The following is a 25,214-nucleotide window of genomic DNA, read 5'->3' as shown; positions in this document are numbered from 1 at the left end:
AGCGCCTTTTTGTCGTAATCGTGGTGCAGCCGCCGCTGCGGCTAACCGGGGATTATCGCGTGCCGGCCGACGTCCACCGTTTCCAGAGACCCCGCACCTGCACGGCGAGTTCCTCCAGCGACAGGCTTTCGTTGTAGACGACCGCGTCGGCCGCGGCCCGGCGCAGCGCCCGCGGGGCCTGCTGCGCGATCACCGAGCGTACCGCCTCGGGTGTCCAGCCCGAGCGCGCGACGACGCGCCGCAGCTGGGTTTCCTCGGTGGCATCGACCACCAGCACGCGCTCGACCAGTGCGCGCCAGCGCCCCGATTCGACCAGCAGCGGGACGTCGAAGACGATGGTGGCATCGGGGCCGGCGGCCGCGGCCTCGCGCCGGGTCTCGGTGCCGATCAGGGGGTGGAGGATGCCTTCGAGCGCGCGCTTGGCCTCGGGATCCTGGAACACGATCTCGCGCATGCGGGCGCGGTCGAGGCCGCCGTCGGGCCGCAGCACCGCGGTGCCGAAGCGGGCCTCGAGGGCCGGCATCGCGATGCCGCCGGGCTCGGCGATGCGGCGTGCGATGGCGTCGGTATCGACCAGCACCGCGCCCTCGGCCACCAGCAGGCCCGCGACGGTGCTCTTGCCGCTGCCGATGCCGCCGGTGAGGCCGATGCGCCGGATCATGGGAGGGGCGAGGCTTTCAGTGCAGCCAGGGGCCGAGCGGGAAGGCGAAGGGCGCCCATTGCTTGACGGCGCCGGGGCCGATCACGAGGCAGACCAGGCCCGCGCCCGCGAGGAAGGGGCCGAAGGCGATCGGGATGTCCTTGTGGGCCAGCTTGCCCGCGATGCGCATGCCCAGGCCCAGCACGGCGCCCACGAGCGACGACACCAGGATGATCGCGATCAGGTAGTCGGCACCGAGCCATGCGCCCAGCGCCGCCAGCAGCTTGAAGTCGCCGTAGCCCATGCCTTCCTTGCCCGTGACGAGTCGGTAGCCATGGTAGACCAGCCAGAGGCTCAGATAGCCGAACACCGCGCCCCAGACCGAGAGCTGCAGCGAGGTGCCGGTCCAGCCCGCGGCCGCGCCGATCAGGCCGAGCCACAGCAGCAGGTAGTTGATCGAGTCGGGCAGGAACTGGGTGTCGAAGTCGATCAGGAACTGGCAGACCAGCAGCGCCGCGAAGGCCGCCCACAGCGCGCCCGTCGGCGTGAGGCCGAAGCGATGGCCGCACAGCGCGAACAGCGCGGCGGTGGCCAGCTCGACCAGCGGATAGCGCGGGCTGATCCGCGTCTTGCAGGCACCGCAGCGGCCGCGCAGCGCGAGGTAGCTCAGCACCGGGATGTTCTCGTACCAGCGGATCTCGTGGCCGCAGCCGCCGCAGCGCGAGCGGGGGCGCGTGAGGTCGAAGCGCGGCAGCTTCTCGAGCTCGATCGCGGCCTTGTCGGCCGCGGCCTCGAGGCCGGCCGGCGGCTGCGCCTTCGGGCCGAAGACCAGCGACCAGAGCGAGGGCATGTCCTTCGAGCTCATGAGGTTCGCGACCGCGTCGTTGAGCCAGTCGCGGTACATCATCACCGGCGTACGGTAGATCACCACGTTGAGAAAGCTGCCGATCAGCAGACCGAGGACGCCGGCCAGCGCGGCGTCGAATCCCTGCGACACCGGCATCAGACGACCTGGCCGAGCTTGAAGATGGGCAGGTACATCGAGACCACGATGCCGCCGATGATCACGCCGAGGAAGACGATGATGATCGGCTCCATCAGGCTCGACAGGCCGGCGACCATGTCGTCGACCTCGGACTCGTAGAAGTCCGCGGCCTTGCCGAGCATGTGGTCGATGGAGCCCGATTCCTCGCCGATGGCGGTCATCTGGATCACCATCGAGGGAAACAGGTTGACGTTGGTCATCGCATTCGTGAGGCTGGTGCCGGTCGATACCTCCTGCTGGATCTTGGCCGTGGCGTCGCCGTACACGGTGTTGCCCGAGGCGCCGCCGACGGAGTCGAGGGCTTCGACCAGCGGCACGCCCGCGGCGAACATGGTGGCCAGGGTGCGCGTCCAGCGCGCGACGCAGGACTTCTCGATCAGCGCGCCGAAGATCGGCACCCGCAGCAGCAGGCGGTCCATGACCCGCTGCACGCGCTCGTTGCGCTTCCAGGCCTGGAAGAAGAAGTAGAGGCCGCCGCCGATCACGCCGAAGATCAGCCACCAGTAGGCCACGAAGAACTCGCTGACGGCCATCACGAAGAGCGTGGGCGCGGGCAGGTCGGCGCCGAAGGAGCTGAACACCTGCTTGAAGGCCGGGATCACGAAGATCATGATGATCGCCACCACCACGAAGGCCACCACGACCACCGAGGTCGGATACATCAGCGCCGACTTGATCTTCGACTTGATCGCCTCGGTCTTCTCCATGTAGGTGGCGAGGCGGTCGAGCAGTTCCTCGAGGATACCGGCTGCTTCGCCGGCCTCGACCAGGTTGCAGTAGAGGTTGTCGAAGTACTTCGGGAACTTGCGGAACGCCGACGACAGCGAGGTACCGGTCTCGACGTCGCTGCGGATGTCGTTGAGCAGCTTGGCGACGCTGGGATTGGCGTTGCCGCGGCCCACGATGTCGAAGGACTGCAGCAGCGGGACGCCGGCCTTCATCATGGTGGCGAGCTGGCGCGTGAAGATCGCGATGTCCTTGGGCTTGATCGTCTTGCCCGAGCGCGTGCGGCGCTTCTTGATCTTGGTCGCGAGCACGCCCTGGCGCCGCAGCGCGGCCTGCACCTGGTTTTCGCCGCCGGCACGCAGTTCGCCGCGTACCAGCTTGCCGTTGCGATCCTTGCCTTCCCACTCGAAGACGAATTCCTTGACGTCGCGCCGTTGCCGGTTTGTCGTCGATGCTGCTGTGGCCATTCGGTTCGATCTCCGCTTCCGATGTGTTCGTTATAGGTTGGTGACCGCCACCACTTCCTCGAGCGAGGTCAGGCCCTGCATCACCTTGCGCAAGCCCGACTTGCGCAGCGAGCGCACGCCTTCGGCTTCCGACTGCTGCGCGATGTCGAGCGCGCTGCCGTCGCGCAGGATGATCTCCTGGATCGCCTCGGAGATCGGCATCACCTGGTAGATGCCGACCCGGCCCTTGTAGCCGCCGGTGCAGGCCGCGCAGCCCACGGGCCGGTAGGGCTTCCAGCTGCCGTCGACCTCGTGCTCCTGGAAACCGGCCTCGATCAGCGCCTCGCGCGGGATGTCCGCGGGCGTGCGGCAGGTCATGCACAGCCGCCGCGCGAGCCGCTGGGCGGTGATCAGGATCACGCTCGATGCGATGTTGAAGGGCGCGATGCCCATGTTGCGCATCCGCGTGAGCGTGGTGGGCGCGTCGTTGGTGTGCAGCGTCGACAGCACCAGGTGGCCGGTCTGCGCGGCCTTGATCGAGATGTCGGCGGTTTCGAGGTCGCGGATTTCGCCGACCATGATGATGTCCGGGTCCTGCCGCAGGAAGGCCCGCAGCGCGGCCGCGAAGGTCAGGCCGGCCTTCTCGTTCACGTTGACCTGGTTGACGCCCGGCAGGTTGATTTCCGACGGGTCTTCGGCGGTCGCGATGTTCACGCCCGGCTGGTTCAGCAGGTTCAGGCAGGTGTAGAGCGACACCGTCTTGCCCGAGCCGGTCGGCCCGGTCACGAGCACCATGCCATAGGGTCGGCTGATCGCGTGCAGCAGGCGTTCCTTCTCGTCGGCGTCGTAGCCCAGCGCATCGATGCCCATGCGCGCGCTGCTGGGGTCGAGAATCCGGACCACGATCTTCTCGCCGAACAGCGTGGGCAGCGTGCTCACGCGGAAGTCGATCACGCGGTCGGGGCCGATCTTGAGCTTCATGCGCCCGTCCTGGGGCACGCGCTTCTCGGAGATGTCGAGCCGCGAGATGACCTTGATGCGCGACGCCAGCTTGTCCTTGATCACGGTGGGCGGGCTCGCGACCTCGCGCAGTTCGCCGTCGACCCGGAAGCGCACGCGGTAGTGGTGCTCGTAGGGCTCGAAGTGGATGTCCGAGGCGCGCATGCTGACCGCGTCGAGCAGCATCTTGTGCAGGAAGCGCACGACCGGCGCGTCCTCGACCTCGGCGATCGCCTGTTCGTTGGCGTCGCCGGCGGTGTCGGCCGTGACGTCGTCGAACTCGAACTCGGTGCCGACGATGCTGTTGATGGTTTCGGCCGCGCTCGCGGCGGCGGCCTCGACCATGCGCGAGAGCTTGTCGTACTCGGCGATGACCCAGTCCACGCCCATCTGGGAGGCGAACTTGATCTTCTCGGCCGCCTGCTGGTCGGACGGGTCGGCCGTGGCGACGATCAGGCGGTTGTTGCGTTTGCTGAGGACGACGATGCGGTAGGCCTGGCAGAGCTTGGGATCGAGCAGGTCCTTCGGCAGGCGCTGGTGGTCGATGGCGTCGAGGTCGAGCAGCGGGGCGCCGAACGCATTCGAGAGCGTGTGGGCGAGGTCGGCGGCCGAGACGGCGCCGGTGCCCGTGAGCTCGGCGATGAAGCTGGAGCGGCTGCTCAGCGACTTCTGATAGAGATCTTCCGCGGTCTTCGCGGGCAGCTTGCCGGCCGAAACCAGCGCGCGTGCAAGCCCTGGCAAGGCGACTTGCGGGTTTTCTTTAACGGGAAGTTCGGCTGCAGCCATCAGCGAATGCAAGAGATGTGAGAAATTGCTTCACGATCATCGCTGAACACTCCGGTGCTGTAAATCGCCGTACAGCAACAGAAAATGGCATTCTGAAGGTTTATGCCAGTCTCGAAAAGACTGGTCGGGGTGAGAGGATTCGAACCTCCGGCCTCTACGTCCCGAACGTAGCGCTCTACCAGGCTAAGCTACACCCCGATGGTGCGAAAAGTCAGTCGTCCTTGGCCAACTCGTAAGAGGTGTCAGGCACGCCGCTCAAGCAGCTGAGCCGCTAATTGTAGCAAACCTGAAGCGTGCGAATTGGCCGCGAAGCCGTCGAGTGCAGAAATAGCACGCTGAGCCTCCGCCGCAGCCGCCGCGCGCGACGCATCGAGGGCGCCCGTTTCGCGCACGATCTCGACGATCTTGCCCAGCTGGGCGGTGTCACCCGCCTCGATGGCGGCACGCACCAGCGCGCTCTGCGCCGCGCTGCCGCGCTGCATCGCGAAGATCAGCGGTAGCGTGGTCTTGCCTTCGCGCAGGTCGTCGCCGAGATTCTTGCCGGTCTCGCTGGCATCGCCCGCGTAGTCGAGCACGTCGTCGATCACCTGGAAGGCCGTGCCCAGCGCCTGCCCGTAGGTGGCGCAGGCTTCCTCGACCTCGGGCGTCACGCCCGCCAGCACGGCGGCCAGGCGTGTGCTGGCCTCGAACAGCTTGGCGGTCTTGGAGCGGATGACGCGCAGGTAGGCCGACTCGTCGAGCGAGGCGTCGTGCATGTTCATCAGCTGCAGCACCTCGCCTTCGGCGATCACGTTGGTCGCCTCGGCCAGGATCTGCATCACGCGCATGTTGTTGGCATCCAACATCATCTGGAAGGCGCGCGAATAAAGGAAGTCGCCGACCAGCACGCTGGCGGGATTGCCGAAGGATTCGTTGGCGGTCGGGCGGCCGCGGCGCAGCGTGGATTCGTCGACCACGTCGTCGTGCAGCAGCGTGGCGGTGTGGATGAACTCCACCACGGCCGCGAGATTGAAGCGCTGCTCGCCGGTGTAGCCGAGCGCGCCGGCCATCAGCAGCAGCAGGGCCGGCCGCAGGCGCTTGCCGCCGGCGGAGATGATGTACTTCGAGACTTGGCTGACCAACGGTACCCCGGTGTCGAGGCGGTTGGAGATCACGCGGTCGACTTCGACCATGTCACCGGCGATCAGGCCGAGGACTGCGGCGGTGGGGGATGTGTCGGCGGCGGGAACTGACAAAGCGTGGGCGCTGGGCGCTGCTGAATACAGGGATGGCGCGGACGCCGGAAGGCGCCGATTATAGGGAGCGGGAGGAGGCGGCCGGCCTGGACCGACTGCTTGGGCATGTGAGCGTACGCAAACCGTGCTATAGTCTTGGGCTCTGCGGAATTCGCCGCGGAGACTCCATCCTCAAGAGGTTCACATGTACGCGGTCATAAAAACCGGTGGCAAGCAGTATCGCGTTGCTTCCGGCGAGAAAATCAAAGTAGAACAGATTGCTGCGGACGTTGGCCAGGAAATCGTGATCGACCAGGTTCTGGCCGTCGGAAACGGCGCTGAAATCAAGGTTGGCACGCCCCTGGTGTCCGGTGCAACGGTGACGGTCACGGTACTGTCGCACGGCAAGCACGACAAGGTTCGCATCTTCAAGATGCGCCGTCGCAAGCACTATCAGAAACGTCAAGGCCATCGCCAGCAGTTCACCGAGCTGCAAATCGGCGCGATCGCCGGTTAAGGAGCAGACTCCATGGCACAGAAAAAAGGCGGCGGCTCCACGCGAAACGGGCGCGATTCCAAGCCCAAGATGCTCGGCGTGAAGGCCTTCGGCGGCCAACTGATCAGCGCCGGCTCGATCATCGTGCGCCAGCGCGGTACCCAGTTCCACCCCGGCGTGAACGTCGGCGTGGGCAAGGACCACACGCTGTTCGCCCTCGTCGACGGCCACGTGTCGTTCGGCTTCAAGGGTGCGCTCAACAAGCACATGGTCAATGTGACGCCGGCGGCCTGAGCCTCCAGCCACTTCGACTGTCTCGGAGCCCCGCTTTGCCGGGGCTTCTTCATTTGTAAACTGGACATCCCATGAAGTTCGTCGACGAAGCCTTCATCGACATCGCCGCCGGCGATGGCGGCAACGGCTGCGTGTCGTTCCGCCATGAGAAGTACAAGGAATTCGGCGGCCCCAACGGTGGCGATGGCGGGCGCGGCGGCCATGTGTTCGCCGTGGCCGACTCGAACCTCAACACGCTGGTGGATTTCCGCTACTCGCGCCGGCACGAAGCCAGGCGCGGCGAGCACGGCATGGGCTCCGACATGTTCGGCGCCGCGGGCGACGACATCACGCTGAAGATGCCGGTCGGCACGATCATCAGCGACGCCGAGACCGGCGAGGTGCTCTACGAGCTGCTGACGCCGGGCGAGGTCATCACCATCGCCAAGGGGGGCGACGGCGGCTTCGGCAACCTGCGCTTCAAGAGCGCCATCAATCGCGCGCCCCGGCAGAAGACGCCCGGCTGGCCCGGCGAGCGCAAGAGCCTCAAGCTCGAGCTCAAGGTGCTGGCCGACGTGGGCCTGCTGGGCATGCCGAACGCCGGCAAGTCGACCTTGATCAGCGCGATCTCGAACGCGCGTCCGCGCATCGCCGACTACCCGTTCACCACGCTGCATCCCAACCTCGGCGTCGTGCGCGTCGGCCCCGAGCAGAGCTTCGTGGTGGCCGACCTGCCCGGTCTGATCGAAGGCGCCTCCGAGGGCGCCGGCCTCGGCCACCTGTTCCTGCGCCACCTGCAGCGCACCCGGCTGCTGCTGCACGTGGTCGACCTCGCGCCCTTCGACGAGGGCATCGACCCGGTCGCGCAGGCCAAGGCGATCGTCGGTGAACTCAAGAAGTACGACGCGCAGCTCTACGAGAAGCCGCGCTGGCTGGTACTCAACAAGCTGGACATGATCCCCGAGGACGAGCGCGCCGCGCGCGTGAAGGACTTCGTCAAGCGCCTGCGCTTCAAGGGCCCGGTGTTCGAGATCTCCGCGCTGACCCGCGAGGGTTGCGAGCCGCTCGTGCATGCGATCTACCAGCAGGTGAAGGCGCAGCAGGTGGCCGAGCAGCCGCCGGCCGAGATCGATCCGCGCTTCGTCGAGCTGCCGCCCGAAAAGCCTTGAGCGGGCCTCGGCCCGGCTTCTGCATTGCTATTGAATAAATAGCATAATCGCCAGTCTTCACGCCTGCTACAGCCTTCCATGACCTCGAATACCGGATCCACAGCCCTGCGGGACGCCCGCCGCATCGTCGTCAAGGTGGGCTCGAGCCTCGTGACGAACGAGGGCCGCGGCCTCGACGAGGGCGCCATCGGCGAGTGGTGCCGGCAGCTGGCCGCGCTGGTGCGCGACGGGCGCGAGGTGGTGATGGTGTCGAGCGGCGCCATCGCCGAAGGCATGAAGCGCCTCGGCTGGAAGACCCGGCCGCACGAGGTGCACGAACTCCAGGCCGCCGCGGCCGTCGGCCAGATGGGCCTGGCCCAGATGTACGAGACCAAGCTGCGCGAGAACCGCATCGGCAGCGCGCAGGTGCTGCTCACGCATGCCGACCTGGCCGACCGCGAGCGCTACCTCAATGCCCGTTCGACCCTGGTGACGTTGCTGCGGCTCGGCGTGGTGCCGGTCATCAACGAGAACGACACCGTGGTCAACGACGAGATCAAGTTCGGCGACAACGACACGCTCGGCGCACTGGTCGCCAACCTCGTGGAGGCCGATGCGCTGGTGATCCTCACCGACCAGCGCGGTCTCTATTCGGCCGATCCGCGCAAGGACCCCGAAGCGAAGTTCATCCACGAGGCCGCCGCGGGCGACCCGGCGCTCGAGGCCATGGCCGGCGGTGCGGGCTCGAGCATCGGCAAGGGCGGGATGATCACCAAGATCCTCGCGGCCAAGCGCGCGGCCGGCTCGGGCGCTTCCACCGTGATCGCCTGGGGCCGCGAGACCGACGCATTGCTGCGCCTCGCGCAAGGCGAGGCGATCGGCACGCTGCTGGTGGCGCAGACCGCGAAGCACCAGGCGCGCAAGCGCTGGATGGCCGACCATCTGCAACTGCGTGGCGCCGTGATCGTCGATGCCGGCGCGGCCGCCAAGGTGCGCGCCGAGGGCAAGAGCCTGCTGCCGATCGGCATGACGGGCGTGTCGGGCGAGTTCTCGCGCGGCGACGTGATCGCGGTGCGCGACGCCGAGGGCATCGAGCTGGCGCGCGGCCTCGCCAACTACTCGAGCGTCGAGGCGCGGCTGCTGTGCCGCAAGCCCTCGGCCGAGTTCGAGCGGCTGCTGGGCTACGCGGCCGAGCCGGAGATGGTGCACCGGGACAACATGGTGCTGATGCCGGTCTGAGGCTCGCCTCGACCCGCGCCAAAGAAAAAGGCCCCGATCGGGGCCTTTTCTCATCGTGCCGGCGTGCCGCTCACTGCACTTCGCGCACCGGATTGCGGATGTACTGGACGATCTCGCTGGCCGTCGAGCGCGGTGCGCTGTCGCGGCACAGGCCCTGGGTCGCGATGGCCCAGGTGTAGCGCGAGTTGAGGTCGGTGATGCGCTTCCACTCGGGCGCCTTGGCCAGCTCCCAGGCATTGCCGCTGTAGCGCGCATAGCTCTTCATCTCGCCGGTCTTGCAGCGCACGCCGTCGTAGAAGGCGTTGACCGTGCCGCCGGACTTGCTGCTTGCCACCACCACGTAGCGCACGATGCCGTCGGGCGTGATCGTGATGGTCTGCGGGTCGATGCCGAACTTCAGCGTCATGTAGGGCGGCATCTCGATCGGCACCAGGCGGTTCTGGTCGAAGGCCGGCGGTGGCGGTGCCGCCGATTCCTGCCATTCGCCATCCGACACCGTGGTCTTGGGCGGTGGCGGCATGCCGCCTTGCGCCCAGTCGGGGTTGTCGGTGTTGTGCTGGCCCGAGCCGCAGGCCGCCAGCAGCAGGGCGCTCGCGAGAACGAGCGCCGGGCTAGCGCGGCGTGGGAGGCTGCGCAGCGGATGCGGACGGGAAGACGGGTGCGTCGGAAGAGTCGGTCGCAGGTTTGACATTGGGATCCGGGTCGAAGCTCGCGCCCGGAGGCAGTTCGAAGTTGGCGTCGTGGCCGCCCGCGGAAGGATGGCGCTCGAACTCTCGGGCGCGCACGTTGCTGCGCAGGAAGCGGTTGCGGAAATCCTGCCGTGGCAGGTAGCGAGCAAGCTCGGTGAGCGCCATTTCGTAGACGCCCCGTTTGAATTCGACGACCACGTCGAGTGGCACCCAGTAGTCGTGCCAGCGCCAGGCGTCGAATTCGGGATGGTCCGTGGCACGCAGGTTGAGATCCCAGTCGTGGCCGACCAGTTGCAGCAGATACCAGATTTGTTTCTGGCCCTTGTAGTGACCTCGTGCGTCTCGTCGGATGAACCGATCCGGCACCTCGTAGCGCAACCAGTCGCGGGTACGGGCCACGATACGCACGTGCTCCGGATGGAGACCCACTTCCTCGTGCAATTCCCGGAACATGGCTTGCTCGGGACTTTCGCCGCGGTCGATGCCGCCTTGCGGAAACTGCCAGGAATGCGTGCGGATGCGTTTGCCCCAAAAAACCTGGTTTTTCTGGTTGAGCAGGATGATGCCGACGTTGGGCCTGAAGCCGTCCCGGTCGAGCATAATCAAACCCCAATTTTTGAACTGAGTCGATTATGCATGCCGGGTTGCACTCGGCAAGCGACCGGTTCCGGGCTCTCAGGGTCTCTACGGAGACCGTCGTCCGTCTCGTTTCACTCCGAACCAGCACCGCATTTCCGATGAAAGCATCCCGTTTCTTCGTCTCCACCCTCAAGGAAGCGCCGGCCGATGCCGAGGTGGCGAGCCACCGTCTCATGATGCGCGCGGGCATGATCAAGAAGGTCGGCACCGGCATCTACACGTACATGCCCATGGGCCTGCGCGTGATCCGCAAGGTCGAGGCGATCGTGCGCGAGGAGATGAACCGCGCCGGCGCGGTCGAGATGACGATGCCGGTGGTGCAGCCCGCCGAACTCTGGGAGGAGTCGGGCCGCTTCGACAAGATGGGCCCCGAGCTGCTGCGCATCAAGGACCGCCATGACCGCGACTTCGTGGTGCAGCCCACCAGCGAAGAGGTGGTGACCGACATCGCGCGCCAGGAGATTCGCAGCTACAAGCAGCTGCCGAAGAACTTCTACCAGATCCAGACCAAGTTCCGCGACGAGCGCCGTCCGCGCTTCGGCCTGATGCGCGGGCGCGAATTCATCATGAAGGACGCCTACAGCTTCGACCGCGACCTCGACGCGGCCAAGGCCAGCTACCAGGCGATGGCGCAGGCCTATCGCAACATCTTCGACCGCTTCGGCCTGCGCTATCGCGCCGTGGCGGCCGACAGCGGCGCCATCGGCGGTGACCTCAGCGAGGAATTCCAGGTCATCGCCGCCACCGGCGAGGACGCGATCGTCTACTGCCCCGACAGCGACTACGCGGCCAACATGGAGAAGGCCGAGGCGCTGGCCCCGGCCGGCCCGCGTCCCGCCGCCGCCAACGCGCTCGAGAAGACGCCCACGCCCGGCAAGAGCACCTGCGAGGACGTCGCCGTGCTGCTCGGCGTGCCGCTCGCCACCACCGTGAAGTCGCTGGTGCTGGCCACCGACATCGTCGACGAGGCCGGCAACATCACGGGCTCGCAGGTCTGGCTGCTGCTGCTGCGCGGCGACCACGAGATGAACGAGATCAAGGTCGGCAAGCTGCCCGGCCTCGACAAGGGCTTCCGCTTCGCGACCCTGGCCGAGATCGATGCGCACTTCGGCTGCAAGCCGGGCTACCTCGGCCCGCTGAACCTCAAGAAGCCGGTGAAGCTGGTGGCCGACCGCGAAGTCGCGCTGATGGCCGACTGGATCACGGGCGCCAACGAGATCGACTTCCACATGACCGGCGTCAACTGGGGCCGCGACCTGCCCGAGCCCGAGCTGGTGGCCGACCTGCGCAACGTGGTCGCGGGCGATGCCTCGCCCGACGGCAAGGGCGTGCTGGCGATCGAGCGCGGCATCGAGGTGGGCCACGTCTTCGTGCTGGGCACCAAGTACAGCAAGTCGATGAACGCCACCTTCCTCGACGAGGCCGGCAAGCCGCAGTTCCTCGAGATGGGCTGCTACGGCATCGGCATCACGCGCCTGCCGGCGGCCGCCATCGAGCAGAACCACGACGAGCGCGGGATCATCTGGCCCGACGCGATCGCGCCGTTCACCGTGGTGGTGTGCCCGATCGGCATGGACCGCAGCGCCGAGGTCAAGGCCGCGGCCGAGGCGCTCTACGAGGAGCTGCTCGCCAAGGGCGTCGACGTGCTGCTCGACGACCGCGGCGAGCGTCCGGGCGCGATGTTCGCCGACTGGGAACTGATCGGCGTGCCGCACCGCGTGGTGATCTCCGACCGCGGCCTCAAGGAAGGCCAGCTCGAATACCAGCATCGCCGCGACACTGCCGCGACCAAGGTGCCGGCCGCCGGCATCGCGGACTTCATCGCGGGCAAGCTCGCGGCATGAGCCTTGCGGGCGGCTTCTCGCGGCGCCATTGCATCGGGGCCGCGGCGGGCGCCCTCGCGGCGCTGTCGCTGCCGCGCCCCGCACTGGCCGGCGCGCAGATCGAGGAGCCGCTGATCGACTCGGTGCGCACCGCGCTGAGCTCGGCCATCCACAACAAGGCACCGCCGGTGCCGCAGTTCGCGAACACCGAGGCGCGCCTCGCCTACCTGCGCTGGCTCGGCGAGATGAGCGAACGGCTCAAGAAGAAGATCGCCGACGCACCCTCGCGCATCGAATTCCTGCAGACGGTCTGGTACGAGGCCAAGCGCTCGGGGCTCGACGTGAGCCTGGTGCTCGGGCTGATCCAGGTCGAGAGCAACTTCCGCAAGTTCGCGGTGTCGAGCGCGGGCGCGCGCGGCTACATGCAGGTCATGCCGTTCTGGACCCGCGTGATCGGCGACAGCGACCCGGCCAAGCTGTTCCACATGCAGACCAACCTGCGCTTCGGCTGCGTGATCCTGCGCCACTACCTCGACCGCGAGAGCGGCGACCTGTTCATGACGCTGGGCCGCTACAACGGCAGCCGCGGCAAGGCGCCGTACCCGAACGCGGTGTTCTCGAACCAGCGGCTGTGGGCCTGGGCCGACCGCGAGCGCGAGATCGAGCGCAAGGAACAGGACAAGGCCCGTTCCGCGGCCTGACCCGGGTGCGGGCCGTCAGGTCTTGGTGACCATCACCTGGTCGATGCGGTAGCTGTCGACGTCCATCACCTCGAAGGTATAGCCCCCCCAGCTCACGCTGTCGGTGCGCTTGGGAACGCGGCGCAGCATCACCATCAGGAAGCCCGCGAGCGTCTCGTACTCGTCGGCATGCGGCAGCTCGTCGATGTGCAGCGCGCGCTGCACGTCCTGGATCGGCGTGATGCCGTCGATCAGCCAGGAGTTCTCGTCGCGGCGCACGATCTGCTCCTCGTCGGGCGTGGACACCAGGTCGCCCATCACCGTGCTCATCACGTCGTTGAGCGTGATCACGCCCACCACCAGGCTGTACTCGTTGACGATGATCGCGAAGTCCTCGTGGGCCTGCTGGAACTGCTCGAGCACCTCGGTCAGCGACAGCCGGTCGGGAATCACCAGCGCCTTGTGCAGCGGCAGCCCCTGGTCGAAGGCCAGCGGCTGGCCGCTGAGCACGCGCTGGAACATGTCCTTGGCGTCGACGTAGCCCAGCACGTGGTCGATGTCGCCGTCGCACACCGGGTAGGCCGAGAAGGGCTCGGCCACGATGCGCGCGCGCAGCACCGACTCGGGGTCGTCGTGCAGGAACCAGGCGATGCTGTCGCGCGCGGTCATCACGCTGCTCACGAGCCGCGTCTCGAGCTCGAACACGTTGGCGATCACCTGCTGCTCGCGCACGGCGAGCACGCCGGCCCGCGCGCCGGCCTCGGTCATCGCGAGGATGTCGGCCGAGGTGATCTTGTCGTCGCGCGCCATCGGCATGCCCAGCAGCTTGAACAGCAGGTCGGTGCAGGCGGTGAACAGCCACACCAGCGGCTTGAAGGTGGTGATCAGCAACTGCATCGGCTTGGCGATGCGCACCGCCAGCCGTTCGGGGTCGTTCATGCCCAGCCGCTTGGGGAACAGGTCGGCGAACACCAGGAACACCGCGATGATGGTCACGAAGGAGCACAGGAAGCCCGCGCTCTGCGCGCCCTCGGGGCCGAGCCAGCCCGTGAACAGGCGCGCGAAGTAGGGGCTCAGCGCGCCTTCGCCGACCACGCCGCCGAGGATCGCGACCGCGTTGAGGCCGATCTGCACCACGGTGAAGTAGTAGCCCGGCTGCTCCTGGATGCGCAGCACGAGGTCGGCGCGCGCGTCGCCGTCGTCGGCCATCTGGCGCAGGCGCAGCCGGCGCGAGGCGGCCAGCGCGATCTCGGCGAGGGAGAAGAAGGCGCTCATCGCGATCAGCAGCGCGATGACGAGCAGGCTTTGGGTCAGGGTCATGGTGTTCACCAGCAGACCCCGATGGTGCCATGGCGCAGGGGGCGCCCGCCACGGGCGCGACCCGCGGGAGAAAGTGCGCTCAGACCCCGCCGTGCGGATGGGTCGGGTCGACCCACAGCACCGACTCGGGCTTCTCGACCGGTTCGATGTCGAGGTTCACCGCGACAGCCTCGCCGTCGCTGCGGCACAGCACGCACTCGAGCGTCTCGGTCGGGCTGGCGTTGATTTCCTGGTGCGGCACGTAGGGCGGCACGTAGATGAAGTCGCCCGGCCCGGCCTCGGCCGTGAACTCGAGCTGCTCGCCCCAGCGCATGCGTGCGCGGCCGCGCACGACGTAGATCACCGATTCGAGGTGGCCGTGGTGGTGGGCGCCGGTCTTGGCGTCGGCATGGATGGTGACCGTGCCGGCCCAGAGCTTCTGCGCGCCGACGCGCGCGAAATTGATCGCCGCGGCCCGGTTCATGCCGGGCGTCTGGGCGGTGTTGACGTCGAGCTGGTTGGCCGCGATCACCCGCACGCCGTCGTGCTTCCACGCCGGGGCCGCAGCCTCGTCGTGCGGATGTCCGTGGTCGTGATCGTGGCCGTGGCTCATCGCCGGGCCCGGATCAGGCAGCGTCGCCGGCCAGCACCTTCTGCAGTTCGCCCGACTCGTACATCTCCATCATGATGTCCGAGCCGCCGACGAATTCGCCCTTGACGTAGAGCTGCGGGATGGTGGGCCAGTTGCTGTAGTCCTTGATGCCCTGGCGGATGCCGTCGTCCTCGAGGACGTTGACGGTCTTGAGCGAACGGGTGTCGACGCCCACGGCCTTGAGGATCTGGATCGCGCGGCCCGAGAAGCCGCACATGGGGAAACTGGCGTTGCCCTTCATGAAGAGCACGAGATCGTTGGATTTGACGAGGTCGTCGATGCGTTGCTGGGCGTCGGACATGGGGGCTCCTGAAAAGTAGGCTGGAGGGATTATTTCACCGAGCGCCGGATTCCGCCCGAGCAGCGCGCGATGCCTGCCAGGTCCTCGCGGCTTTGCACCTCGGCGAAGCCCTGGGCGGCCAGCAGCTGGCGCACGGCGGGGGCCTGGTCGTGGCCGTGCTCCAGCAGCAGCCAGCCACCTTCGGCCAGGTGCGCGGGCGCGTCGGCCACGATGCGGCGGATGTCGTCGAGCCCGTCGGCGCCGGCCACCAGCGCCGAGACGGGCTCGTGCTGCAGCGCCGGCAGGTGCGGGTCGCCGGCGGCGATGTAGGGCGGGTTGCTGGCGATCAGCGCGTAACCCCGGACCGCGCCCGCCAGCCAGTCGGCCTGGGCGAAGCGCACCGGCAGCTTCAGGCGCTCGGCATTGGCGCGGGCCACCGCGAGCGCGTCGGCGCTGGCATCCACGGCATCGACCCGTGCATCGGGCCGCGCGTGCTGCAGCGCCAGCGCGATCGCGCCGCTGCCGGTGCCCAGGTCGAGCACGCGCGGCGCGGCCTGGCCTTCGAGGCACTCGAGCGCCCAGTCGACCAGCGTCTCGGTGTCGGGCCGCGGCACCAGCACGCGCGGGTCGACGCGCAACGCGAGGCCGTGGAATTCCTTCTCGCCCAGCAGGTAGGCCACCGGCTCGCCCGCGAGGCGGCGCAGCAGTTGCGCCGACAGCGCGGTCCACAGCGGCTGGGGCAGCGCGTCGGTGTCGTGCGCGAGCAGCCAGGCGCGGTCGTGCGGCGGCCGGCCCAGCGCATGCAGCAGCAGCAACTGGGCGTCGAGCCGGTCGACGCCCAGCCGCGCGGCCGCGGCCAGCGCCTGGGCCACGGTCGAGGGCGCGAGCGGCTCGGTGCTCATGAGGGCAGGCTCGATTCGAGCTCGGCCAGTTGCTCCGCCTCGCGCGCCGCGCGCAGCGCCGCCAGCACGTCGCCGAGGTCGCCCTCCATGATCGCGAGCAGCTTGTAGAGCGTGAGGTTGATCCGGTGGTCGGTGAGCCGGCCCTGGGGGAAGTTGTAGGTGCGGATGCGGTCGGAGCGGTCGCCGCTGCCGATCAGGCCCTTGCGCAGCGCGGCGTCCTTGGCGGCGCGCTCGCTGCGCTCCTTCTCCTGGATCCGTGCCGACAGCACCTGCAGCGCCTTCGCCTTGTTGCGGTGCTGGCTGCGGTCGTCCTGGCACTCGGCCACGATGCCGGTCGGGATGTGCGTGATGCGCACCGCCGAATCGGTCTTGTTGATGTGCTGGCCGCCGGCGCCGCTGGCGCGGTAGGTGTCGATGCGCAGGTCGGCCGGATTGATCTGCACCGCCTGCGCCTCGTCGGGCTCGGCCAGCACCGCCACCGTGCAGGCGCTGGTGTGGATGCGGCCCTGCGTCTCGGTGGCCGGCACGCGCTGCACGCGGTGGCCGCCCGATTCGAAGCGCAGGTTGCCGAACACCTCGTCGCCCGAGATGCGCACCACCACTTCCTTGTAGCCGCCGAGCTCGCTCTCGTTCTCGCTCACGATCTCGCAGCGCCAGCCGGCGCGCTCGCAGTAGCGCGTGTACATGCGCAGCAGGTCGCCCGCGAACAGCGCCGATTCGTCGCCGCCGGTGCCGGCGCGGATTTCGAGGAAGGCGTTGCGCGCGTCGTCGGGGTCCTTGGGCAGCAGCAGGCGCTGCAGCTCGTCTTCCAGCTGCGTGAGCTCGGCCTCGGCCTCGGCGATCTCCTGCGCGGCCATCTCGGCCATGTCGGGGTCGTCGAGCATTTCCTTCGCGCCCGCGATGTCGGCCTCGCGCTGCACGTAGCGCGCATAGCGGCCGGCCACCTGCGTCACCTCGGCATGCTCGCGCGAGATGGTGCGGTACTGCGCCATGTCGCCCATGATGTCCTCGCGCGAGAGCAGGAAGTCGAGTTCGCCGAGGCGGGCGGCATAGCGTTCGAGTTGGTGGCGGAGGAAGGGCTTCACGGCGGAGAGATTCGAAAAAGAGGGGAAGTGCCGCGGCATGGCGGCAAGGCGCATGGAGGCCGCGGCACGCCGTGCCGGGCTCGCGGACGAGCGCCGCTAACGCTCTTTGCGCAGGAACAGGCGCGAGATGGTCTGCGCCGTCTGCTCGCGCGAGGCGGCATCGCCCGCGTGCAGCTCGGCCAGCGCGCCGTGCAGCATCTTCTGCGTGAGCCCGCGCGACAGGGCTTCGAGCACGGCGTCGACCGATTCGCCCTTGGCCAGCAGCTTGCGCGCGCGCGCCAGTTCGGCGGCGCGCCATTCGTCGGTCTGCGCGTTGAGCTGCTGGATCAGAGGCACCGTGCCGCGCTGGCCCAGCCAGTGCATGAAGCTCTGCACGCCGGCGTCGATGATGACCTCGGCCTGCGCCACCGCGGCCTGGCGGTTGGCCTGGCCCTGCTGCACGACCTGCGCGAGGTCGTCCACGGTGTAGAGGTAGATGTCCTCGAGTGCCTTCACCTCGGGCTCGATGTCGCGCGGCACGGCCAGGTCGACCATGAACATCGGGCGGTGCTTGCGCGACTTGAGCGCGCGTTCCACGGCGCCCAGGCCGATGATCGGCAGCGTGCTCGCGGTGCAGCTCACGACGATGTCGAACTCGGCCAGCCGTGCCGGCAGGTCGGCCAGCCGCATCGCCTCGCCGCCGAAGCGCGAGGCCAGCTTCTCGCCGCGCTCGAGCGTGCGGTTGGCGATGGCGATGGACTTCGGCTCCTTGGCCGCGAAGTGCGTGGCCGCGAGGTCGATCATCTCGCCGGCGCCGACGAACAGCACGCGCGTCTGGCGCAGGTCCTCGAACAGCTGGCCGGCCAGGCGCACGGCGGCGGCCGCCATGCTGATCGAGTGCGCGCCGATCTCGGTGGCGGTGCGCACTTCCTTGGCGACCGCGAACGAGCGCTGGAAGAGTTGGTTGAGCGTGCTGCCCAGCGCGCCGGCGGTTTCGGCGGCGCGCACCGCGTCCTTCATCTGGCCGAGGATCTGGGCTTCGCCGAGCACCATCGAATCGAGGCCGCTGGCCACGCGGAAGGCATGGCGCGCGACGTCGCCGTCGTGCAGGGTGTAGGCATGCGAGCGCAGCAGCGCGGGGGCCACGCCGCCGCTCTGGGCCAGCCAGCCGACCGTGTGGTCGATCGCGGCATGGTCGGCGGCGCAGTAGATCTCGGTGCGGTTGCAGGTCGAGATGATGGCGGCCTCGACCTGCGGGTGGCGGCCGCTCGAGAACGAACTGCGCAGGCTCTGCAGGGTGGGAGCGATCTGGTCGAGCGCAAACGCAAAACGACCGCGCAGATCGAGCGGCGCGGTCGTGTGGTTCAAGCCAAGAGCCCAGACAGACATGTCACGATTATAAAATTTGCGGAGCCCGTCCCGGCACCGTGCTGTCTATGACCTCCATAGCGGCTGGCGGATGACGCTTCCGCCCCTTCCCGAATGTCCGCGCTCGCCCTGCTCAACCACCTCCTCAACTTCGCGCTGCCGGCCGTCTTCGTGGCCGGGGTGCTCGCGCTGTGCGGCCGCTTCCTGATGCCGCGAAAGCCCGGAACGCCCGCCATATGGGCGCAATTCGCTATCAATACGATAGCTGGCGTGCTGGTGCTGCTGGCCGGCCTGGTGTTCACGGGCCACGACGGCCGCATCGCGAGCTATGCCGCGCTGGTGGTGGTCTGCGGCACCGTGCAGTGGCTGCTGCAGCGCGGCTGGCGGCGCTGAGCGGCGGCCTTCAGGTCCGCACCATGTAGTGCGCCGGCGCGGGATAGCTCGCCAGGCGCGCCTGCTGCGCCGCGTCGGCCAGCGCATGCACCGCGTAGCCGTGCCGTTCCCAGAAGCCCAGCGAGGACTGCACCGACACCAGCGCCGAGCGCCGCCAGCCCGCCGCGTCGGCGAAGGCCAGCGCATGCCGCACCAGCGCCGGTCCCAGGCCATGGCCCGAGGCCGCCGGATCGACCGCGAGATCGTGCAGGTAGAGCGCGTCGGCCTGTGTCTCGGGCAGCACCTCGAAATCGCCGTGCAGGGCCGTGAGCTTGCCCACGCGCGAGGGATAGGCCGCGAGGTAGGCGGCCACCCGTCCCGCGTGCTCGACCACCCAGCCGGTGCGCGGCGCCGCGGCGAGCCGGCGCACGATCAGCGCCCCGTCCTCCACGAAGCCCGCGCCGTAGCAGGCGAGCTGGATCGCCAGCACCGCCTGCAGGTCCTCGGGCCGCATCGCGCGCACGACGGTCATGCCAGCAGCAGCTTGTCGTCGTCGAGCTTCTCGCCGCGCGTCTGTTCGAACATGCGCAGCAGGTCGGGCACATCGAGGCCCGAGCGCTCGGGGCCGGCCACGTCGAGGATCACCTGGCCCTCGTGCAGCATCACCGTGCGCGAGCCGTAGTCCAGCGCCTGGCGCATGCTGTGCGTGACCATCATCGCGGTGAGCTTGCTCTCCTCGACGATGCGCGCCGTGAGCTCGAGCACGAAGGCCGCGGTCTTCGGGTCGAGCGCGGCCGTGTGCTCGTCGAGCAGCAGGATGCGCGAGGGCTTGAGCGAAGCCATCAGCAGGCTCACGGCCTGCCGCTGGCCGCCCGACAGCAGGCCGATGCGGTCGGCCAGCCGGTTCTCCAGCCCGAGCTTGAGGATCGACAGCTTCTCGCGGAACAGCTCGCGCAGGCCGCGGTTGAGCGACAGGCCCAGGCCGCGCCGCTCGCCGCGCTTCCAGGCCAGCGCCATGTTCTCCTCGATGGTCAGCGCCTCGCAGGTGCCGGCCATCGGGTCCTGGAACACGCGCGCCACCATGCCCGAACGCTGCCAGGCGTTGAGCCGCGTCACGTCCTTGCCGTCGATCTCGATGCGGCCCTTGTCGACGATCAGGTCGCCACTGACCGCATTGAGGAAGGTCGACTTGCCGGCACCGTTCGAGCCGATCACGGTGACGAACTGGCCGGTGGGAATCTCCAGGCCGAGCCCGCGCAGCACGCGGTTCTCGATCGGCGTGCCCGGGTTGAAGGTCATCTCGAGTTGTTCGGCGCGCAGCATCAGTTCTTCCCCTTGAAAAGCCCGCCGAGCTTGCGCTTGTAGGCAGGCACCAGCAGCGCGAAGGCCACCAGCACGGCGGTCACCAGGTTCAGGTCCTGCGCCTGCAGGCCCATGAAGTCGGTGTTCAGCGCCATCGCGATGAAGAAGCGATAGAGCAGCGCCCCCAGGATGCAGGCCAGCGTGGTGATCACCATGCTGCGCGCGGGCATCAGCGTCTCGCCGATGATCACCGCCGCCAGGCCGATCACGATCGTGCCCACGCCCATCGAGATGTCGGCCGTGCCCTGGCTCTGCGCGAACAGCGCGCCGGCCAGCGCCACCAGCGCGTTCGACAGCGCCAGGCCCGCCATGGTGTGGAAGTCGGTCGAGATGCCCTGCGCGCGCGCCATGCGCGCATTGCCGCCGGTGGCGCGCATCGCCAGGCCGGCTTCGGAGGCGAAGAACAGGTCGACCACGATCTTCGCGGCGATCACGATCAAGAGCAGCAACAGCGGCTTGGCCCACTGCTCGGGCATGCCGCCGAAGCTGGCCATGCTGAACACGGTGGGCTCGGTGATCAGCGCCACGTTGGGCTTGCCCATCACGCGCAGGTTGATCGAGTAGAGCGCGATCATCACCAGGATGCTCGCGAGCAGCTGCATGATCTTGAGCTTCACGTTGAGCCAGGCCGTGACCCAGCCCGAGACGGCGCCCGCGACGCAGGCCACCGCGGTGGCGGCCACCGGGTTCCAGCCGGCCACGATCAGCGTGGCGGCCACGGCGGCGCCGAGCGGGAAGCTGCCGTCCACCGTGAGGTCGGGAAAGTTGATGATGCGGAAGGACATGAAGACGCCCAGCGCGACCAGCCCGAATATCAGGCCGATCTCGATGGCGCCCAGCGAGGCGATGAGGGACATGAGGAGGAAGCTCCCGGCAAGAACGAAAAGACGGGCCGCCCGCAGGACGACCCGTCGCTGGCGATGAGGCCGGGGTTTACTTGGTGTTCACGACCTTGGCGGTCTTCAGCAGCTCGTCCGACAGGGTCACGCCCTGCAGCTTGGCCGCGCCCGGGTTCACCACCAGCTCGAAGTTGGTGCTGGTCTGCGAGGCGATCGCGCCGGGCTTCTCGCCCTTGAGGATGCGCACCACGATCTTGCCGGTCTGGCGGCCGATGTCGGTGTAGTTCAGGCCCAGCGCCGCGACCGCGCCGCGCTCGACGGTGGCGGTGTCGGCCGCCACCACCGGCAGCTTGGCCTGCTGCGCCACCTTCACGATGCCCTCGAAGGCCGACACCACGTTGTTGTCGGTCGGCGTGTAGATCGCGTCGGCCTTGCCGACCAGGCTCTGGGCGGCGGTCGGCACGTCCACGGTGCGCGCGGCGGCGGCTTCCACCACCGTCATGCCGGCGGCCGCGGCGGCCTTCTTGAGGTCGGCCACGATCGCCACCGAGTTGGCTTCGCCGGGGCTGTAGATCACGCCGATGCGCTTGGCGGTGGGCACCACCTGCTTGATGAGGGCGATGTGCTTGTCCAGCGGCGACAGGTCCGACACGCCGGTCACGTTGGTGCCGCTGGCGTCCCAGCTCTTCACCAGCTTGGCGGCCACCGGGTCGGTCACGGCCGAGTAGACGACCGGGATGGTCTTGGTGGCGGCCAGCGTGGCCTGGGCCGAGGGGGTGGCGATCGCGACGATCACGTCGGGCTGGTCGCCCACGTACTTGCGCGCGATCTGGGCCGCGGTGCCCACGTTGCCCTGTGCGCTCTGGTAGGTGAACTTGAGGTTCTTGCCCTCTTCGTAGCCGGCCGCCTTCAGCTCGGCCTTGACGCCGTCGCGCACGGCGTCGAGCGCCGGGTGCTCGACGATGGCGGTCACGGCCACCGACTTGTCGGCCGCGAAGGCGGGCGCGGCGGCGAGCATGCCGAGGGCCAGGGCGGCGGCGACAGGGGTGCGAAGCAGGGCGAATTTCACGTGGGATCTCCGGAAAGAGGGAAGGGGGCGGGTCCGACGCCACGGCTTGCACCGGGGCAGGGAATCGATGGCACGGAAATGCGGCATGCACTTCCACGAGCCTGGAGTCTAGAGCGTGGTTTGCACAATTAAGGTGCATCCCGCGCCAGTGCTTACCCCGCTTTGAGAAATATGATTGCGGTCGTCGGCATTTGAAGGAGACGAAATTGCACGAGATCACGCTCGACCGCATCGACAGGAAGATCCTGGAGCATCTGCAAGCGCATGGCCGTGCATCGAACCTCGAACTCTCCGAAGTGGCCAATCTTTCGCCGGCCCAGTGCCTGCGGCGGCACCGGCGGCTCGAGGAGATGGGCTTCATCAGCGGCTACGCGGCCCGGCTCGACGCGCGCCAGGTGGGGCTCGGCGTGATCGCCTTCATCCACGTGACCATGGCGCGCGGCCACATCGGCGAGCTGCCGAAGTTCCAGGACCTGGTGGCCGACCTGCCGCAGATCCTCGAGTGCTATTCGGTCACCGGCGACTTCGACTACGTCATCAAGGTGGTCGCGCGCGACCTGCACTCGCTGTCGCAGTTCCTGATGGACACGCTGATGCACATGCCGGGCGTGTCGGCGGTGCGCTCGAGCGTGTGCCTCAACGAGGTGAAGTGCACGACCACCCTGCCGCTGGGTTGAGCCGGGCGCGGCCGGCCCTCAGCCCTGCACGCCCGGCAGCGGCGAGGCCGGCGAGGAGGGCACCGGCGAAGGCGCGGTCGAGAGCGCCGAGGGTGCCGCCGGCGCGGCCGCCATCACCAGCGTCGGCGTCGCCATCGGCAGGTCGGCCTGGCGCAGCGCGTCGAGGATGGTGAACAGCAGGTCGCTGCGCACGCCGCCGGCCAGCCGCGGACTCGCCACGTAGGCGATCGCCTGGAAGATCAGCAGCCCGTTCTCGATGCCCTCGAGCGTGAGCGAGGGCGCCGGCGTCTCGAGCACGCCCTCGTGCGCCTTGCAGGCCTCGAGGATCAGGTCGCGCACCTTCTGCGCGTCGGTGGTCAGCGGCATCGGCAGGCGGATCAGCACCCGGCCCTCGGCGTTGGCCAAGGTCATGTTGCGCACTGTCTTGGTGATGAATTCCGAGTTCGGCACGATCAGCGTGGAGCGGTCGCCGAGCTGGATCTCGGTGGCGCGCACGTTGATGCGCCGCACGTCGCCCTCGGCCGTGCCGAGCACCACCCAGTCGCCCACCTTCACGGGCTGCTCGGCCAGCAGGATCAGGCCCGAGATGAAGTTCTGCACGATCGCCTGCAGGCCGAAGCCGATGCCCACCGACAGCGCGCTCGCCACCCAGGCGATGCGCTCGATGCCGATGCCCAGCGCCGAGAGCGAGAACGCGATCACCAGGATGCCGCCCACGTAGCCCAGCAGGGTGCTGATCGAGCTCTGCATGCCGGGCTCGAACTTGGTGGTCGGCAGGTAGCTCGCGGCCAGCCAGCGCTTGAAGATGCGCAGCATCACGAAGCCCACGGCCAGCACCGCCACCGCGCTGAGGATCGCGCCCGGCACGAGCTGGAACTCGCCGATCTTCACGCCGGTGCCGAACTTGCCGCTGCGCTGGAACACTTCGCCGGGGCTGGTGCCCAGCGGGGCGGCCAGCGCGATCAGCATGTAGAAGAACAGCGCCACCCGGCTCAGGCCCGACAGCACGGTGGCGATCTGGTCGAGCGTCTGCGGTGCCAGGCCGAAGCTCTTCTGCAGCCGCTGGCCGAAGCCGCTGCGCGACGACACGGTGGCCATGAACACGTCGTCGGCGAACTTGAACAGCACGTAGAACGCGGTGGCGACGATGCCGCTCCAGGTGAGCTGCGAGGCCAGGAAGCTCGCGAGCGCCACGTAGCCCACGGCCACCAGCACCCAGATCGCGACCATCAGGATGGCGATCAGCGCGACCAGGATGCCGACCCACATCGGCCGCTCGGGCAGGTCCTCGCCGGGGGCGCCCGCGCGCAGCGCCTTGAGCCGGTAGAGCACCGCGCCGACCAGCGCGGTCAGCAGCAGCGCGGTTAGCACGTGCGTGGCGACCACGGCCGAGAAGCTGGCGTCGACCAGCGCGTTGATCTCGGCCGGCGCCCAGGCCAGGGCCGCCACCAGCGCCACCAGCCAGGGCAGGGCCGCGAGCCGCGCGGCCATGGCGTCGGGAATCGGCGGCAGCCGCCACGACGGCCGGCCGGTGGCCAGCAGCGCGCGGCCCAGGCCGATCACGAAGGCCATGAACACCAGCGACTGCGCCAGCGACAGCATCGCCTTGCGCGCCTGCGGCGCCCAGCCCGCGTGTTGCTCGAGCACATGGACGAAGCCGTGCGCCGCCAGCGCCACCAGCAGCACGTGGGCCGCGACGATGGCGATCACCAGCAGCGAGCGCCGCAGCCGTCCGGCGGGCAGCAGCTTCACCGCGAGCCGGGCCAGGCCGTGCTCGGCCGCCCAGACGCCCGCGAAGGCCAGCAGCAGCGCGCCGGCCAGCGCCGCGATCACCAGCGTGCGGCCCTCGCCGCCGAACGCGGTGGCGAGGCCGGTCTGCACGCCCGCGGCCATGCCCTGGAGCCGGTCGACGTCTTCGGGCCAGGCCTCCTGCAGGTCGCTCCAGAACTCACCCGTGAGCGGCGATGCCGCGCGCTCGGTGAGCTGGGCCTCGAACACCGCGCGGCGCTGCGTCAGCAGGTCGGTGCCGCGCTGGCGCACGTCGATCGCCAGCAGCTTGGCGAGCCGGATGTCGGCGTCGAGCGCGTTGCGTTCCTTGGTCAGGCGCGCGCGCTGGCGCGTGATGTCGGGGTCTTCGCTGGCGCCGGCCGCGGGCGGGTTGCCGAGCTCGCCCAGGCGCGCGTTGAGGTCGTTGAGCTCGCCGGTGCGCGCTGCCACGAACTTGTCGGCCTGCGCGCCGATCGCGTTGATCTGCGTGAGGCGGCTGCGCGCGTCGTCTTCCGAGCCGGTGGACTGGTCGATCTTCGCGAGCAGCGCGCGCAGCTCGGCCACGGTGGGCGCGGGCGGCGCGGCCGCGAGGTCGGGGTCCTGCTGCGCGAAGGCGGTGCCGCACAGCAGCAGGGCGGCCATCAGGAAGGCCGCGAGACGGGAGGTCCAGCTCATGGACGCATCATAGAAGCCGCACCTGAAGGCCCGGCTTCGCGGCGC

The 25,214-nt window shown here is 68.6% G+C and carries 26 protein-coding genes and 1 tRNA gene; 8 read left to right on the top strand and 19 right to left on the bottom strand.

Annotation, left to right across the window (positions count from 1 at the left end):
• Positions 1-52 precede the first annotated feature (52 nt).
• From coaE to AC1HIL_RS30370, 6 genes are all read right to left on the bottom strand, one after another.
• Positions 53-661, bottom strand: coding sequence for a dephospho-CoA kinase (coaE, locus tag AC1HIL_RS30395; protein WP_172705374.1), 609 nt, complete (start codon positions 659-661; stop codon positions 53-55).
• 16 nt (positions 662-677) lie between these two features.
• Positions 678-1,643 (bottom strand): prepilin peptidase, encoded by a 966-nt coding sequence (locus tag AC1HIL_RS30390; protein ID WP_057592100.1) that lies wholly within the window; start codon positions 1,641-1,643, stop codon positions 678-680.
• A complete protein-coding gene (locus AC1HIL_RS30385; RefSeq protein WP_057592099.1) occupies positions 1,643-2,878 on the bottom strand; it encodes a type II secretion system F family protein in 1,236 nt (411 codons plus the stop codon). Before AC1HIL_RS30385 ends, AC1HIL_RS30390 begins: the two co-directional genes overlap by 1 nt.
• Before the next feature lie 30 nt (positions 2,879-2,908).
• Positions 2,909-4,642: a type IV-A pilus assembly ATPase PilB gene (gene pilB, locus AC1HIL_RS30380; RefSeq protein WP_057592120.1), complete on the bottom strand. Its 1,734-nt coding sequence runs from the start codon at positions 4,640-4,642 to the stop codon at positions 2,909-2,911.
• 121 nt (positions 4,643-4,763) lie between these two features.
• Positions 4,764-4,840, bottom strand: a tRNA-Pro gene (locus tag AC1HIL_RS30375).
• 44 nt (positions 4,841-4,884) lie between these two features.
• A complete protein-coding gene (locus tag AC1HIL_RS30370; RefSeq protein WP_057592098.1) occupies positions 4,885-5,877 on the bottom strand; it encodes a polyprenyl synthetase family protein in 993 nt (330 codons plus the stop codon).
• A 184-nt stretch (positions 5,878-6,061) separates the two neighbouring features.
• Here AC1HIL_RS30370 and rplU point away from each other — a divergent pair, with 184 nt between their 5' ends.
• From rplU to proB, 4 genes are all read left to right on the top strand, one after another.
• A complete protein-coding gene (gene rplU, locus AC1HIL_RS30365) occupies positions 6,062-6,373 on the top strand; it encodes a 50S ribosomal protein L21 (protein ID WP_057592097.1) in 312 nt (103 codons plus the stop codon).
• Positions 6,374-6,385: 12 nt separating this feature from the next.
• Positions 6,386-6,646 (top strand): 50S ribosomal protein L27, encoded by a 261-nt coding sequence (rpmA, locus tag AC1HIL_RS30360; RefSeq protein WP_057592096.1) that lies wholly within the window; start codon positions 6,386-6,388, stop codon positions 6,644-6,646.
• A 71-nt stretch (positions 6,647-6,717) separates the two neighbouring features.
• Entirely contained in the window at positions 6,718-7,794 is a 1,077-nt protein-coding gene (cgtA, locus tag AC1HIL_RS30355) for an Obg family GTPase CgtA (RefSeq protein WP_057592095.1), read from the top strand.
• 78 nt (positions 7,795-7,872) lie between these two features.
• Positions 7,873-9,012 (top strand): glutamate 5-kinase, encoded by a 1,140-nt coding sequence (proB, locus tag AC1HIL_RS30350; RefSeq protein ID WP_261214012.1) that lies wholly within the window; start codon positions 7,873-7,875, stop codon positions 9,010-9,012.
• A 70-nt stretch (positions 9,013-9,082) separates the two neighbouring features.
• Here the strand turns inward: proB and AC1HIL_RS30345 are convergent, their stop codons facing one another.
• On the bottom strand, positions 9,083-9,532 hold the full coding sequence (locus AC1HIL_RS30345) for a CNP1-like family protein (RefSeq protein ID WP_261214011.1): 450 nt from the start codon (positions 9,530-9,532) through the stop codon (positions 9,083-9,085).
• Between the two features lie 91 nt (positions 9,533-9,623).
• Positions 9,624-10,301, bottom strand: a complete 678-nt coding sequence (locus AC1HIL_RS30340) for an RNA pyrophosphohydrolase (RefSeq protein WP_057592091.1) — start codon at positions 10,299-10,301, stop codon at positions 9,624-9,626.
• Positions 10,302-10,438: 137 nt separating this feature from the next.
• Between AC1HIL_RS30340 and AC1HIL_RS30335 the strand changes: the two genes are divergently transcribed.
• Both AC1HIL_RS30335 and AC1HIL_RS30330 read left to right on the top strand, forming a co-directional pair.
• Entirely contained in the window at positions 10,439-12,184 is a 1,746-nt protein-coding gene (locus tag AC1HIL_RS30335; RefSeq protein WP_296729620.1) for a proline--tRNA ligase, read from the top strand.
• The gene (locus AC1HIL_RS30330; protein ID WP_057592087.1) at positions 12,181-12,864 is read left to right on the top strand and encodes a lytic transglycosylase domain-containing protein; all 684 of its coding nucleotides are present in this window, start codon (positions 12,181-12,183) and stop codon (positions 12,862-12,864) included. The genes AC1HIL_RS30335 and AC1HIL_RS30330 overlap by 4 nt, the downstream gene beginning before the upstream one ends.
• A gap of 15 nt (positions 12,865-12,879) precedes the next feature.
• Here the strand turns inward: AC1HIL_RS30330 and paeA are convergent, their stop codons facing one another.
• The 6 genes from paeA to hemA all read right to left on the bottom strand — a co-directional run bounded on the left by paeA (position 12,880) and on the right by hemA (position 18,429).
• Entirely contained in the window at positions 12,880-14,163 is a 1,284-nt protein-coding gene (paeA, locus tag AC1HIL_RS30325; RefSeq protein WP_057592085.1) for a polyamine export protein PaeA, read from the bottom strand.
• Between the two features lie 79 nt (positions 14,164-14,242).
• A complete protein-coding gene (locus AC1HIL_RS30320; RefSeq protein WP_057592084.1) occupies positions 14,243-14,755 on the bottom strand; it encodes a cupin domain-containing protein in 513 nt (170 codons plus the stop codon).
• Between the two features lie 13 nt (positions 14,756-14,768).
• Positions 14,769-15,095 (bottom strand): Grx4 family monothiol glutaredoxin, encoded by a 327-nt coding sequence (gene grxD / locus AC1HIL_RS30315; RefSeq protein WP_057592080.1) that lies wholly within the window; start codon positions 15,093-15,095, stop codon positions 14,769-14,771.
• 29 nt (positions 15,096-15,124) lie between these two features.
• Complete coding sequence (gene prmC / locus AC1HIL_RS30310; RefSeq protein ID WP_479670723.1) at positions 15,125-15,976, bottom strand: peptide chain release factor N(5)-glutamine methyltransferase; 852 nt, start codon at positions 15,974-15,976, stop codon at positions 15,125-15,127.
• A complete protein-coding gene (gene prfA, locus AC1HIL_RS30305; protein ID WP_057592077.1) occupies positions 15,973-17,061 on the bottom strand; it encodes a peptide chain release factor 1 in 1,089 nt (362 codons plus the stop codon). Before prfA ends, prmC begins: the two co-directional genes overlap by 4 nt.
• A gap of 96 nt (positions 17,062-17,157) precedes the next feature.
• On the bottom strand, positions 17,158-18,429 hold the full coding sequence (hemA, locus tag AC1HIL_RS30300) for a glutamyl-tRNA reductase (RefSeq protein WP_057592076.1): 1,272 nt from the start codon (positions 18,427-18,429) through the stop codon (positions 17,158-17,160).
• A gap of 93 nt (positions 18,430-18,522) precedes the next feature.
• Here hemA and AC1HIL_RS30295 point away from each other — a divergent pair, with 93 nt between their 5' ends.
• Positions 18,523-18,801 (top strand): hypothetical protein, encoded by a 279-nt coding sequence (locus AC1HIL_RS30295; protein WP_057592075.1) that lies wholly within the window; start codon positions 18,523-18,525, stop codon positions 18,799-18,801.
• 10 nt (positions 18,802-18,811) lie between these two features.
• On the opposite strand, the gene AC1HIL_RS30290 is transcribed toward AC1HIL_RS30295, so the two are convergent.
• The 4 genes from AC1HIL_RS30290 to AC1HIL_RS30275 all read right to left on the bottom strand — a co-directional run bounded on the left by AC1HIL_RS30290 (position 18,812) and on the right by AC1HIL_RS30275 (position 22,050).
• Positions 18,812-19,312, bottom strand: a complete 501-nt coding sequence (locus AC1HIL_RS30290) for a GNAT family N-acetyltransferase (protein ID WP_261214005.1) — start codon at positions 19,310-19,312, stop codon at positions 18,812-18,814.
• On the bottom strand, positions 19,309-20,103 hold the full coding sequence (locus tag AC1HIL_RS30285; RefSeq protein WP_057592073.1) for an ABC transporter ATP-binding protein: 795 nt from the start codon (positions 20,101-20,103) through the stop codon (positions 19,309-19,311). The genes AC1HIL_RS30290 and AC1HIL_RS30285 overlap by 4 nt, the downstream gene beginning before the upstream one ends.
• The gene (locus tag AC1HIL_RS30280) at positions 20,103-20,999 is read right to left on the bottom strand and encodes an ABC transporter permease (RefSeq protein ID WP_057592072.1); all 897 of its coding nucleotides are present in this window, start codon (positions 20,997-20,999) and stop codon (positions 20,103-20,105) included. Before AC1HIL_RS30280 ends, AC1HIL_RS30285 begins: the two co-directional genes overlap by 1 nt.
• Positions 21,000-21,075: 76 nt before the next feature.
• Positions 21,076-22,050, bottom strand: a complete 975-nt coding sequence (locus AC1HIL_RS30275; protein ID WP_409976567.1) for an ABC transporter substrate-binding protein — start codon at positions 22,048-22,050, stop codon at positions 21,076-21,078.
• A gap of 206 nt (positions 22,051-22,256) precedes the next feature.
• Between AC1HIL_RS30275 and AC1HIL_RS30270 the strand changes: the two genes are divergently transcribed.
• Entirely contained in the window at positions 22,257-22,727 is a 471-nt protein-coding gene (locus AC1HIL_RS30270) for an Lrp/AsnC family transcriptional regulator (RefSeq protein WP_057592070.1), read from the top strand.
• Positions 22,728-22,745: 18 nt separating this feature from the next.
• Here the strand turns inward: AC1HIL_RS30270 and AC1HIL_RS30265 are convergent, their stop codons facing one another.
• The gene (locus AC1HIL_RS30265) at positions 22,746-25,169 is read right to left on the bottom strand and encodes a DUF3772 domain-containing protein (RefSeq protein WP_057592069.1); all 2,424 of its coding nucleotides are present in this window, start codon (positions 25,167-25,169) and stop codon (positions 22,746-22,748) included.
• Between the last annotated feature and the right edge of the window lie 45 nt (positions 25,170-25,214).

This window comes from Variovorax sp. ISS6 (genome assembly GCF_056523145.1).
This window is presented reverse-complemented; position numbering and strand designations above follow the sequence as displayed.